This window comes from Photobacterium sp. DA100 (assembly GCF_029223585.1).
In the GTDB taxonomy this organism is placed as follows: Bacteria; Pseudomonadota; Gammaproteobacteria; order Enterobacterales; family Vibrionaceae; genus Photobacterium.
In genome coordinates this window covers 3,538,355-3,550,546 of sequence record NZ_CP119423.1, presented here as the reverse complement: position 1 = coordinate 3,550,546, position 12,192 = coordinate 3,538,355, and the positions used below count along the sequence as shown (strand labels likewise).

Annotated in this window: 14 protein-coding genes; 8 read left to right on the top strand and 6 right to left on the bottom strand. The window is 51.6% G+C overall.

The window, feature by feature from the left end; translation table 11 throughout:
* Positions 1-40: 40 nt before the first annotated feature.
* The 3 genes from PTW35_RS16130 to zur form a co-directional block, all read right to left on the bottom strand.
* The gene (locus tag PTW35_RS16130) at positions 41-250 is read right to left on the bottom strand and encodes a cold-shock protein (RefSeq protein WP_039466466.1); all 210 of its coding nucleotides are present in this window, start codon (positions 248-250) and stop codon (positions 41-43) included.
* A 265-nt stretch (positions 251-515) separates the two neighbouring features.
* Positions 516-980, bottom strand: coding sequence for a chemotaxis protein CheX (locus PTW35_RS16125; protein ID WP_039466469.1), 465 nt, complete (start codon positions 978-980; stop codon positions 516-518).
* Positions 981-1,017: 37 nt separating this feature from the next.
* Positions 1,018-1,461, bottom strand: a complete 444-nt coding sequence (gene zur, locus PTW35_RS16120) for a zinc uptake transcriptional repressor Zur (protein WP_039466471.1) — start codon at positions 1,459-1,461, stop codon at positions 1,018-1,020.
* Positions 1,462-2,320: 859 nt separating this feature from the next.
* On the opposite strand from zur, the gene dusA reads away from it, so the two are divergent.
* The 7 genes from dusA (at position 2,321) to PTW35_RS16085 (ending at position 9,345) form a co-directional block, all read left to right on the top strand.
* Positions 2,321-3,340 (top strand): tRNA dihydrouridine(20/20a) synthase DusA, encoded by a 1,020-nt coding sequence (dusA, locus tag PTW35_RS16115; protein ID WP_281027536.1) that lies wholly within the window; start codon positions 2,321-2,323, stop codon positions 3,338-3,340.
* Positions 3,341-3,558: 218 nt separating this feature from the next.
* Positions 3,559-3,789 (top strand): envelope stress response protein PspG, encoded by a 231-nt coding sequence (gene pspG / locus PTW35_RS16110; protein ID WP_281025833.1) that lies wholly within the window; start codon positions 3,559-3,561, stop codon positions 3,787-3,789.
* A gap of 146 nt (positions 3,790-3,935) precedes the next feature.
* The gene (locus PTW35_RS16105; protein ID WP_281025832.1) at positions 3,936-4,574 is read left to right on the top strand and encodes a TIGR04219 family outer membrane beta-barrel protein; all 639 of its coding nucleotides are present in this window, start codon (positions 3,936-3,938) and stop codon (positions 4,572-4,574) included.
* A 116-nt stretch (positions 4,575-4,690) separates the two neighbouring features.
* Entirely contained in the window at positions 4,691-4,924 is a 234-nt protein-coding gene (locus PTW35_RS16100; protein WP_039466476.1) for a hypothetical protein, read from the top strand.
* Between the two features lie 146 nt (positions 4,925-5,070).
* The gene (locus tag PTW35_RS16095; RefSeq protein WP_281025831.1) at positions 5,071-6,900 is read left to right on the top strand and encodes an assimilatory sulfite reductase (NADPH) flavoprotein subunit; all 1,830 of its coding nucleotides are present in this window, start codon (positions 5,071-5,073) and stop codon (positions 6,898-6,900) included.
* Positions 6,900-8,591 carry an assimilatory sulfite reductase (NADPH) hemoprotein subunit gene (gene cysI / locus PTW35_RS16090; RefSeq protein ID WP_281025830.1) on the top strand — a complete coding sequence of 564 codons (1,692 nt, stop codon included), beginning with the start codon at positions 6,900-6,902 and terminating at the stop codon, positions 8,589-8,591. The genes PTW35_RS16095 and cysI overlap by 1 nt, the downstream gene beginning before the upstream one ends.
* Complete coding sequence (locus PTW35_RS16085; protein WP_281025829.1) at positions 8,584-9,345, top strand: phosphoadenylyl-sulfate reductase; 762 nt, start codon at positions 8,584-8,586, stop codon at positions 9,343-9,345. Before cysI ends, PTW35_RS16085 begins: the two co-directional genes overlap by 8 nt.
* A 125-nt stretch (positions 9,346-9,470) precedes the next feature.
* Here the strand turns inward: PTW35_RS16085 and PTW35_RS16080 are convergent, their stop codons facing one another.
* Together PTW35_RS16080 and PTW35_RS16075 are read right to left on the bottom strand one after the other, a co-directional pair.
* Positions 9,471-9,959, bottom strand: coding sequence for a DUF2780 domain-containing protein (locus PTW35_RS16080; RefSeq protein WP_281025828.1), 489 nt, complete (start codon positions 9,957-9,959; stop codon positions 9,471-9,473).
* Between the two features lie 208 nt (positions 9,960-10,167).
* Positions 10,168-10,788, bottom strand: a complete 621-nt coding sequence (locus PTW35_RS16075; RefSeq protein ID WP_281025827.1) for an FKBP-type peptidyl-prolyl cis-trans isomerase — start codon at positions 10,786-10,788, stop codon at positions 10,168-10,170.
* A 122-nt stretch (positions 10,789-10,910) separates the two neighbouring features.
* Here PTW35_RS16075 and PTW35_RS16070 point away from each other — a divergent pair, with 122 nt between their 5' ends.
* Entirely contained in the window at positions 10,911-11,618 is a 708-nt protein-coding gene (locus PTW35_RS16070; RefSeq protein WP_281025826.1) for a LysM-like peptidoglycan-binding domain-containing protein, read from the top strand.
* A gap of 82 nt (positions 11,619-11,700) precedes the next feature.
* On the opposite strand, the gene PTW35_RS16065 is transcribed toward PTW35_RS16070, so the two are convergent.
* Entirely contained in the window at positions 11,701-12,150 is a 450-nt protein-coding gene (locus PTW35_RS16065; protein WP_281025825.1) for a GNAT family N-acetyltransferase, read from the bottom strand.
* Positions 12,151-12,192 lie beyond the last annotated feature (42 nt).

The following is a 12,192-nucleotide window of genomic DNA, read 5'->3' as shown; positions in this document are numbered from 1 at the left end:
CCGCTTAGCGGCGTTTTTTTTATGAGAGTTTTCGGCGGCATTAAGACAGCGCAACAACTTCGCTAGCTTGTGGACCTTTCTGACCATCTGTCACGATAAACTCAACACTTTGACCTTCATGTAGGGTGCGACGGCCCTGAGCCTGAATAGCACTGAAGTGGACGAATACATCTTTGCCATCAGCACCAGAGATAAAGCCAAAGCCCTTTTCATCGTTGAACCATTTTACGGTTCCAGTCAGTTTGTTCATGTTACGATCTTTCCTTTGAATGAGGGTATTTCCTTGCTTAGCCCCTACGGGGAAGCAAAATGACGCGCAGGGGGACATCAAACGAATAAGTGACTTGATGCCTATCCAGCATATCGAGTCTAGATCGAATATATGGCAGTTGGTAGTCTTTTATCTGAGATTTGTGGCAACTTCACATAAAAATCAAAGTGATAAGTTTGATGGTAACGGCGGGAATAGCTTCCAGCCAGCCAAGCTAGCTGAAAGCAAAAGGGCAGGAGGTTGGCTAGCCGTCAAAGCATATTTCGATAAAGGCTTTACCGTATTCAGAGTCGAACGGCATGATAATGATAGCGCCGTCGCACTTGTGAGTAATGGTATGGCCGCGGCCGGAAACGACGGCAGGGGTTGCCATATCGAATTCATAGCCTTTCTCGGCCAAGATGCGCTTGGCACCTCCGGTCACCATATTGGTGATTTCACCCACCATATCAGTGACTTCCTCATTAATACTATGCGGGCGCTCGCCCAGCATTCTCTGCATTATTTCCAGCGCGAGCCCCTCATCGAAAGTGATTGACATCGATCCCCTGGTTTTCGGGCCTACCATACCTATTAAGCCGGAAACATCGCCTCTGGCGACCTCATCTTTTTTAAGACGGGGTTTCTGTGGAGCCAGCTCCATTGACGCCATGGTTTTGAGAACATTCAAAAGTGACGCCAAGAAAGGGTTTACGAATTCTGCGCGCATAATCTAATAACGACTGTCTCTGTCTGAATAAAATAACTTACTTGTTTTTACAATGCTGGCAAACACCATGGCTTTCTACGACATGGTTAGTGACCTCAAAGCCTCGTTGCTCGGCACGCTGGCGAAGGAGTTTGGCTAGTTCCTCGTCATGGCACTCTTCGACGTTACCGCACTGGCTGCAAATGAGAAGCTGGGAACAGTGATCTGCATGGCCCAGTAAGCAACAGGCAATATAGCTGTTGGTCGACTCGACTTTATGCACAAAGCCTTGGGCAAGGAGAAAGTCCAGCGCTCGGTAGACCGTCGGAGGTTTGGCTTGTGGTTCGCTTTCTCGCAGCAAATCCAATAGCTCATAGGCACTGATGGAGCTGTGGTGCTCAATGATCAGAGCCAGAACTTTCAGTCTTTGAGGCGTCAGTCTTACTCCTCGTTGCTCACAGAGCTGCTGGGCGGTTGCCAGCAACTGACCTTTATTTGCCATATAACCTCAAAATACAAGCGATAAGTGCTCCATCTTACCATACTCGTGCCTAAAGTGATGTTAGTTATGGTGATTCCGTTATGTCTGCCAGAAAACACCGGAGGTTGATCCCGCTTAGATCCGGCTTAGGGTGTGCGACTCCTAGTTCTGCTATGGTTTTTCTGATTTTGCCAGCTTAAAGCTGTACAGGGTTGGGCTTCGGATTTTTGTTGTATTTAAGTTTATGAATTTATTTGGTTTTTATGATTGTGCAGCTCTTTGAGGTATTTTGCGGGTTCGCTATTTTAGTAATTTGCCTATGGGTGTTAAATTGATTTTTATTTAAATATCAACGCCTTAAGTGTTTAACCGAAAGTGCGCGTCTCATATTAGTCTATGGTGTTCTTTTTGCTTTAAGTATTTGTCTCATGGTGATCCTTTTTCGGGGGGCTGCAGGCTTGCCATGATCTTATTGCAAGTGGTGTGATCCTCACTTTTGTTGTACAGCAAACGCGGCTGTTTTCACCATTAAGCTGGTAGTGGTTTTTGTTTGGCTTTTATTGTTGGTTTTTTCTGTTTCTTATCAGTAATTTAGGTTGGGTGTTCAGCTTTTGTGGCTTTTTTCTTGGTGTGCTGTTGTCTTAAATCCAAGGAGCCTGCCACGTCTAATTCGGGGGGGGGCTTTGTCGGACTTTTACAGTACCGAGCATCTGATCTTTTGGGCTAAATACGATGTGATTTGGGATAGAGGCCGTAATAGGGTAGAATCCGCCTCCTTGCAGCGTTGTGAGATCCTTGGTGTTGGCTCTTGTCCCAGCATCAGGAACGATAGATTTAGCGGTCGATAATGAGGTTTCCGATGACAGATACTGCTGTTGTAATGAACGAACAGTCCAACAATGAGCAAACACAGCTGGGCCAGTACCCGGACTGTCGTTTATCTATTGCCCCTATGCTCGATTGGACCGACCGTCATTGCCGTTATTTCCATCGCCTGATCAGTGAGCGTACCCAGCTTTATACCGAAATGGTGACGACCGGTGCCATTATCCACGGTAAGGGCGATTACTTGGCTTACAACGAAGAAGAGCACCCACTGGTACTGCAGTTGGGTGGCTCAAACCCGGCCGATCTCGCGCAGTGCGCGAAGCTGGCGGCAGAGCGTGGCTATGATGAGATCAACCTCAATGTGGGGTGTCCGTCTGATCGTGTCCAAAATGGTCGCTTCGGTGCTTGCCTGATGGGGGAGGCCGACTTGGTGGCGCAGTGCGTTTCGGCGATGCGCGAAGTGGTGGATATCCCGGTATCGGTGAAAACGCGTATTGGTATTGATGACCAGGACTCGTATGAGTTCTTGACCGACTTCATTCGCATTGTTAGCGAAAAAGGCGGCTGTGAGGACTTTACTATCCACGCACGCAAGGCGTGGTTGAGTGGTTTGAGTCCGAAAGAAAACCGTGAGATCCCCCCTCTGGATTACCCGCGTGTATACCAGCTGAAACAAGATTTTCCGCACCTGACGATGGGGATCAATGGTGGGGTGAAAACCATGGCGGAAATCGAGGCGCACCTGCAGTATATGGACGGCGTTATGGTTGGCCGCGAGGCTTACCAAAATCCTTACTTGCTGGCTGACGTTGATCAGCGCCTGTATGGCTCAGACAAACCGGTGAAAAAGCGCCGCGAGATTGTTGAGGCCATGTTCCCGTATATCGAACGTGAACTGGCCAAAGGTACTTACCTGAACCATATCAGCCGCCATATGCTGGGTTTGTTCCAGAATATGCCAGGGGCACGTCAGTGGCGCCGTCATATCAGTGAAAATGCCCATAAGCCAGGCTCGGGGATCGAGGTATTGGAGCAGGCTATGGCGAAGATCCCAGCCCATCTTGATGTTTAAGCCCGCCGGCTAACAATGGTGAAAAAAGCCAAACAGTTGGCGAAATAGACCAAGCCAAAGAATGTAGAGGCATACCGTTTTGCGGTATGCCTTTTTTAATTTCCTGATATTTAAAGATAAATATTGTTTCAATAACTTGGTCTGCTTTGTGCAATACCTAAGTCATACAAGGTAATGATATTGCCAATGGTGCTTACTGGATATCGAAGGAGAGAGCGATGATCGAGTTTTTATTTTTGCTGGTGTTTGCCGTGGTATTGGTCTGTACTGGCGTGAGTATTTTGGGGATGGCGTTGGCGGTTGCCGCTGGGTTTGTGGTGATGGCAGTCGCAGGCATGATTGGGGTGATGTTCAAATTGCTGCCTTGGCTGTTGCTGATTGCGGTCGTGGTATGGCTCTACCGCGAGCACAAGGCCGAGCAAGCCCACAGAAAACGTCACTACCGCTGATCATGCTTGGCCATTGGCCAAAAGTAGAATGTAAAAATTTGAAAAGAAAGTAGATGATTGGCATTGTCGGTGCAGTTTTCTTAACCGGCATCTGCTATAGTCTGGCCGTTTTTTATCTTAAAACTAATAAAGAGCGGAGACTCATAATGAAAAAATTAGCGCTTTCTGCGGTAGCCGCTGCTGTCGCACTGTCTGCGGTAGCACCTGCCCAGGCTGCAACGCTTTTTGGGGTAAAAGTCGGTGCTGATGCTTGGTTCAACGACGCCAAGGTTAACGATAGCCGTAGCGAGTCAGACAGCAATACGTCGGGCTCTTACTATGTGGCATTTGAGCACTTCGTTCCTTTGGTGCCGAACTTCCGCCTTCGTTACACCGATGTCGATAATGGCATTGTGTCGTTCGGCCAAACGGAATACACCGCCTATTACGAAATCCTGGATAACGATGCCGTTGCGTTCGATCTTGGTGTGACCATGACCAAGTTCAACTCGGGCAAGTTCGGTGATGAGAACTTCAGCGAGTGGCAGCCAAACCTCTACGGTAATGTTGAGCTGGGCATTCCTATGACGCCGCTATCTCTGTTCGGTGATCTGAATTTCGGCAACTACGACAGCACCAGCACGGTAGACGGTCAGGCGGGCGTGAAGTGGAGTATCCCGCTAGTTGCCGCAGATCTGAACCTGCGTGCGGGCTACCGTGTGATGGACTATGACTTCGACTTTATCAAAGGCGACGCTGAGTTCTTCGCCGATGGCTGGTTTATCGGTGCCGAAATCGATATCTAAGCGATTCATTTTCTATTTCGATTCCAAAGCCACGAGAAATCGTGGCTTTTTTGTTGCCTGTTTTCTCGGTTTTGTACCATTTTTATAAAAGGTGAAACGGGAAGGGGCTCGGGCTTATGACGTTAACAGAATTGCAGAACCTCTATGCCAACAGCGAGATCGTGGAAGCAGTGATTGAACCCTCCATCCAGGCGAATGGATGGATTGTCGAATTCCGCCATCGACGGGGTGGTTTTGTCCCCCTAACGGATGGGGCAGGTAGCGAAAAATGTTATCGCGATATTGATACGGCCACTGAGAGGGCATTCGAAGTCGGTTTTCACCAGGTGAGGATAGCCGATACCTTTTGAATTACTGAGAAAAACTGCAGCTGAGTCTGCAGTTTTTTTGCTCATTACCCTTACAAAACGTTATAAAACATTCTTATCTATTCTTTCTTGTTATTTCTCTGAGTAGCTAATCTAACCCATACGCAATGTATAGGGATCGTCGTGTCATGTTACTTAAGGAACTTTCAGCTCTGGCCAGCCCGCTTAATGATCAGCAAATAGGTCAACTTCAGCAGGCTGCCGCCGAGTTATCGCCACAACAGCTGGCGTGGATCAGTGGTTATTTTTGGGGGCTTAGCCAAACGCAGGGGGCCGGACAAGTTCAGCCGGCTCAGGCGCCGGCATTGGCAACTCGCAGTCAGCCTGCTGGTAAGCTAACGATTATTTATGCCTCCCAGACCGGCAATGCCAAGGGGGTTGCCGAGCAGCTGAAACAAGAGGCCGATGCCAAGGGGATTGAGGCGGAGCTTTATGCCGCAGGGGATTACAAGGGGAAAAACCTCGCCAAGGAAACCCATGTCATTATTGTGGCCTCCACCCATGGTGAGGGGGAAGCACCCGATGACGCTGTCGAGCTGCATGAATTCCTGCAATCGAAAAAGGCGCCTAAGCTGCCTGACCTTCAATACGCCGTGGTGGGCTTGGGCGACTCCAGTTATGAGTTCTTCTGCCAGACAGCCAAAGATTTTGATGCCTTTCTCAGCAAGCAAGGCGCGACCGCGTTTCTCCCCCGTCTAGACTGCGATGTGGATTACGAGTCGGCAGCGACCGCGTGGCTTGACGAAGCGCTGGGCAAAGTCGAGAAAGCCTTGAAATCGGATCACGGCTCCGGTGAAGCGGATGTAGTTCAGTTGCCGCTGGGCCAGGCTGCGCCGGCGGTATCGGTTTACAACAAGAAGAACCCGTTCCCGGCCGCGCTGCTGACCAGCCAGAAAATTACCGGCCGGCAGTCGGGGAAGGATGTCCGCCATGTAGAAATTGATCTTGAAGGGTCGGGGCTGACCTATCAGCCTGGCGACGCTCTGGGGGTGTGGTATGACAATGATCCCGCCCTTGCCGAGGCGATTTTGGCCAAAGTTGGTCTCGCCGCTGATGAGCAGGTTGAGGTCGATGGTGAGTCGGTGGCGCTGCGCGAGGCCCTGATCAAACACTATGAGATCACGCTGTCTAATCCACAGCTGGTGGCCAAATATGCTGAACACTCTGGCAGTAAAAAGTTGGCCAAGCTGGTCGAGGACAAAGACAAGCTACGGGAGTATGCCGGTAATACCCAAATTATCGATGTGCTGGGTGAGAAAAAAGCAGCTCTGAGTGCCCAGCAACTGCTTGGCTTGCTGCGTCGTTTGACCCCACGCCTGTACTCGATTGCTTCGAGCCAGGAGGAAGTCGGAGAGGAAGTCCACCTGACCGTTGGGCTGGTGGAGTACCAAAAAGGGGAGGAAACCCGTCAGGGCGGGGCCTCCAGCTATCTGGCCCAGCGCCTGGAAGAAGGTGACGGTGTCAGGGTATTTGTTGAACCTAACAACCATTTCAAGCTGCCGGAAGATGATGCGACACCGGTGATCATGGTCGGTCCGGGAACAGGTATCGCGCCGTTTCGAGCCTTTGTCCAGGAGCGCGATAACCGCGGCGCAGAAGGCAAGAACTGGCTGTTCTTTGGCGACCGTACCTTCACCGAAGATTTCCTTTATCAGGTGGAATGGCAGAAGTACCTAAAGTCCGGTGTAGTTAACCGGATTGACGTGGCATTTAGTCGCGATCAGGCCGAGAAGGTTTACGTCCAGCACCGCCTGCTAGAACATGCGGCCGAGGTGTGGCAGTGGCTGCAGGATGGTGCCCATATTTATGTCTGTGGGGACGCCACCCGAATGGCTAAAGATGTCCACGACGCGCTGATCACCATTGTCGAACAGCAGGGTAAACAGAGCCGCGAGCAGGCCGAGCAATATTTGAGTGAACTACGCAAGAGCAAGCGTTATCAGAAGGATGTGTACTAATGAGCGAGCAAAAACTGTCGGATAACGAACGCCTCAAGCGTGAAAGTAACTTCTTGCGTGGCACCATTGTTAAAGATTTGAATGATCGGATCACCGGTGGTTTCACCGCGGATAATTTCCAGCTGATCCGTTTTCACGGGATGTACCAGCAAGACGATCGCGATATCCGCGCCGAGCGCGCCAAGCAGAAACTGGAGCCGCTGCACAATGTGATGCTGCGGGCCCGGATGCCGGGGGGGGTGATCACCCCCAAGCAGTGGCTGGCGATTGATAAGTTTGCCGAGGAGCATTCGCTGTATGGCAGTATCCGTTTGACCACCCGCCAGACGTTCCAGTTCCATGGCGTGCTAAAGCCAAATATCAAGCTGATGCACCAGACCCTGAACAAGATCGGGATTGATTCAATCGCGACGGCGGGGGATGTGAACCGCAATGTGCTGTGTACTACCAACCCGGTGGAGTCCGAACTTCACCAGCAGGCGTATGAGTGGGCGAAAAAAATCAGTGAGCACCTGCTGCCGAAAACTCGCGCCTATGCCGAGATTTGGCTGGATGGTGAAAGGCTGGAGAGTACGGACGAAGAGCCTATTTTGGGTAGCACGTATCTGCCGAGGAAGTTCAAGACCACCGTGGTGATCCCGCCGCAAAACGATGTCGATGTCCATGCCAATGATCTGAACTTTGTCGCGATTGCCGAACAGGGGCAGTTGGTTGGCTTCAATGTGTTGGTGGGCGGCGGGCTGGCCATGACCCACGGCGACAAGGCAACCTATCCACGCAAGGCCGATGACTTTGGCTTTGTGCCGCTGGAGAAAACTCTGGATGTGGCGGCGGCGGTGGTGACGACCCAGCGAGATTGGGGTAACCGCTCTAACCGTAAGAACGCCAAGACCAAATACACTCTGGATCGGGTCGGTGTCGATGTGTTCAAGGCCGAGGTCGAGAAACGGGCCGGGATTGTTTTTGCCCCAAGCCGCCCTTATGAGTTTACCGAACGCGGTGATCGTATTGGCTGGGTGGAAGGGATTGATGGCAAGCATCACCTGACGTTGTTTATTGAAAATGGCCGTTTGCTGGATTTTCCGGGTAAGCCTTTGAAAACAGGAGTGGCGGAGATCGCGAAAGTCCATAAAGGTGATTTTCGTATGACCGCTAATCAGAATTTGATTGTTGCCGGCGTGCCGGCTGGTGAGAAAGGTAGGATCGAAAAGATCGCTCGCGATCACGGGCTGATCGATGATGGTGTGTCCGAGCAGCGGAAAAATGCCATGGCGTGTGTTTCGCTGCCAACTTGTCCATTAGCGATGGCCGAAGCTGAACGCTTCCTGCCGGAGTTTGTCACTGACATTGAACAGCTGCTGGAAAAGTACGGCCTGCCGAAGGATGACAATATCATCTTGCGTGTCACCGGTTGCCCGAATGGTTGTGGCCGGGCCATGTTGGCCGAAGTGGGATTGGTCGGTAAGGCTCCAGGTCGCTACAACTTGCACCTTGGCGGCAATCGAAATGGTACCCGCATCCCGAAAATGTATCGTGAAAATATTACGGTCGAGCAAATTCTTTCCGAGCTGGACAGTCTGGTTGGCCGTTGGGCCAAGGAGCGAGAAGCCGGGGAAGATTTTGGTGACTTCACCATCCGTGCCGGAATTATTGAGCCGGTACTTGTTTCAAAGAGGGATTTCTATGCCTGATAGCCAATATGCCGCGTTGCTGCAGGCCAGCAAGGTAGAGCAGATACTGAAATTGGCCGAGGTCAATGCCATGCTTGAAGCGATGTCTGCGCAGCAACGTATCCGGTGGGCCTTGGACAACTTGCCGGGACAATTGGGGTTGGCATCGAGTTTTGGTATCCAGTCGGCTGTGATGCTGCATATGGTGACTCGGATCAAGCCGGATATCCCTGTGATATTGACAGACACAGGCTACCTTTTTCCGGAAACCTACCAGTTTGTCGATGAGTTGACCGAGCGGTTGCACCTGAATCTGCATGTCTACCGTGCAGAGCTGAGCCCGAACTGGCAGGAGGCACGGTTTGGAAAATTATGGGAGCAGGGGCTTGACGGGATCAAGCAGTACAACCGCCTCAATAAGGTAGAGCCGATGCGCCGTGCCTTGGATGAGCTTGGAATATCAGCTTGGTTTGCCGGTCTGCGCCGCGAGCAATCGCAGAGCCGTGCAACTTTGCCGGTGCTGGCGGTGCAAAACGGTCTGTTCAAGTTCCTGCCGCTGATCGACTGGAGTGATCGTGATATTGAGCAGTATTTGGCAGTACACCAGCTGCCATATCACCCGCTCAAAGATGAGGGGTATCTGTCGGTTGGTGATACCCACACCAGCCAAAAATGGCAACCGGGAATGAAGGAAGAAGATACCCGCTTCTTTGGCCTCAAGCGCGAGTGTGGCCTGCATGAGGATGATGACGAAGCTGATGGCTCTGGTATCTAGTTGATACAGAGTAATAGGCCGCGGGTGATAAAAGCCTTATCCATTGCTGGGTAAGGCTTTTTTACATCATGCTGACAGAAGGTTGTGACATGCACGGTATCTTTGCGCGCGTTTTTAGGGGCTTGTCAGCCCGCGGTCTGCCAGATACTGCCGAGACTATCGAGCAGGCCCGCACTGGCTCCTTGATCGCCAAGGAACTGCATCACCACCGGAATGAATTGGCTCACCATGCTGGCATCCATGCCGAGGGCGCTGAATACCTGGTTGATGGTATCCATATTGCCAAGCAGTGCACTGGTGCCTGGAGGTAGGCTGGCGGTCAGGGCGTCGAGCCCGGGGATCATTTTTGTCAGTTCAGTGGCCTGTTCGCCGCCAAGTTGGCTGGCAGCGATCGACAGCAGGGCACCAGCCCCTCCTGCGGCTTGCTCGTTAGAAATATTGAGCTGACTGCTAATGAGATCGGTCAATGGGTTGCTAACTGTTGATGCCGTTTCGTCATCTCCGCCACCGAATAAGTCAGAAAGGCTAAAGCCGTGGCTGGCAGTAGGTAACAGCAAGCTGCCAATGAGCAGCAGTAGCCAGGTTTTGGCGCGGGTTCGGGTCAATAGATGCATTTTTCGCAATCCTCCATGCAGGCGTCGACGTTGTTAATCCCAATTAAGATTAGTCAGGAATGCGGGTGAGGTACCAAATTCTATGGCAAAAAATGGATTAAGGAACAAAAAAAGACAATTTTTGGGTAGGATGGTCGTTAGAAAAAGGGATGACCAGAAACAAAAAACGGTGCCTGAAGCACCGTTTTTGTCATGAATCGTCGGGCGATTACAGGATGTCTAGTAGTTCTACTTCGAACACTAGCGCTGCATATGGCGGGATCGCTGCACCTGCGCCGCGCTCGCCGTATGCCAGGTTCTGTGGGATGTATAGTTTCCACTTAGAACCAACAGGCATTAGCTGAAGGGCTTCAACCCAACCAGCGATTACGCCCGTTACTGGGAATTCTGCAGGCTGACCGCGAGAAACAGAGCTGTCGAAAACAGTTCCGTCTGTTAGCTCGCCGTGGTAGTGAACGCGTACTTGCTTGTCAGAAGTAGGGATTTCGCCGTTACCTTCAACCAGAATTTCGTACTGTAGACCAGACTCAGTCACTGTAACTTCTGGGCGTAGTGCGTTATCTTTTAGGAACGCTTCGCCATCAGCCGCAGCAGCTTTAGCTTGCTCCTGACGAACAGCCTCGGCACGAGTGTGTAGTTCACGTAGTGCGTTGTTGATTTCGTCAACTTCGATTTCTGGCATCTCGCCAGTTAGAGAAGTCGCGATACCTTTGGCGATAGCAGCAACATTCAGGCCCTCTAGACCACTTTGTGCTAGCTGCTGGCCCATTTGAAGACCGATACCGTAGCTTGCTTTAGTTTCAACTGTATCTAGTTTAACGTCAGACATGGTGTCATCTCTTTAGTAGAGTGAATAAAGCAGGCAGGATAACAGTTTCTCCCCCTAGGGGTAAACCATTGTAACAAGCTGTCGATGGATAGCGTGAATCAGATAGCGCTGGAGTGTTGTATATGGGACAGGCCAAACGCCGTTCGAATAAAAAGAGAGAGTTTTCGTGGCCGCGCATTACCTTCGATAAGGCGGCGTTGAAACAAGGAGCCGCGGCTATCCGTGGCAAGCTTGCTCCGTTGGAAAGCAAGTGGCACCAACTGCCTAAACTGCACCGCCGTGCTTTGATGGTGCTCGTGCCGGTGGTCGGCGTGTTGCTGTTACTGCCTGGTGGAGAGCCGACTATACAGCCTGCTTCTTCTGAGCCGGTTCGCCGAGAATTGTCCCTGAACCTGGAGAGCCAGCAGCCGCAACGCATAACTGTCGGTGAGCGGGAAGAGCCGGTATCACCAGCTCGTCCTTCGCGTATTACCCCGTTGGAGCCGGTAGAAAGTCAGACGGTAGCGGCTAGGCCTGCCGCTAAACCGTCTGAAAAAACGGGCTCCTCATCGCAGTCGGCCAGTGCCGACTGGCAGCGCTACCAGGTCAAAAGCGGCGAGACCTTGGCCAATATTTTCCGTCAGCACAACCTGCCGCTTAATGATCTGTATGCGGTCGCCGCCATTGAAGGGGACGACAAGCCCCTGAGCCGGATCAAGGCCGGTCAGTGGCTGCGTTACCGACAAACCGCACAAGGCGGGTTGGATGCGTTGCAAATCGAAGGGCGCAACGGCGAGCCGATCTTGTTTTTCCGTCGCTCGGACGGCAGCTTTGTACGCCGTACCCAGTAATCAGTCGGTAGAGATGAGATAACAAAAAAGCCACTTCGGTGGCTTTTTTGCTGTCTGGTTGTTGTTACTGGTGTAGCGGTAGCTATTTGGTGAGACGCATATCAATATGTGGGATACCGTCTTCTAGGTATTCTTCTGAAAAAGCCTCGAAACCATAGCGCCGGTAATAATGCTGCAAGTGCGACTGGGCACCGATTTCGATGGTTTTACCTGGCCACAGCTGCTCGGCGAAAGCCAGGCCTTGTTCGAGCAGCTGGTTGCCAATGCCTTTACCGCGTGCGTTGGGTGCGGTCACGACCCGGCCAATGCTGACACCGTCATAGGTGGTACCGGCAGGTAACAGACGGAGGTAGGCGACTAGCATCTTGTCTTGGTAGCCCAGTAAGTGGTGGGTGCCTGCGTGCCTGTCATGATCATCCAGCTCCGGGTAGGCACATTCTTGTTCGACGACAAAGACATTGCAGCGCAGTTTTAGCAAGTCATAGAGCTGGTGGGTTGTCAGTTGGTCAAAGCTGAGGCACTGCCATTGCATATCTTTCTCCTGATGGTATTTATTATTCATACTTGCCTGAGG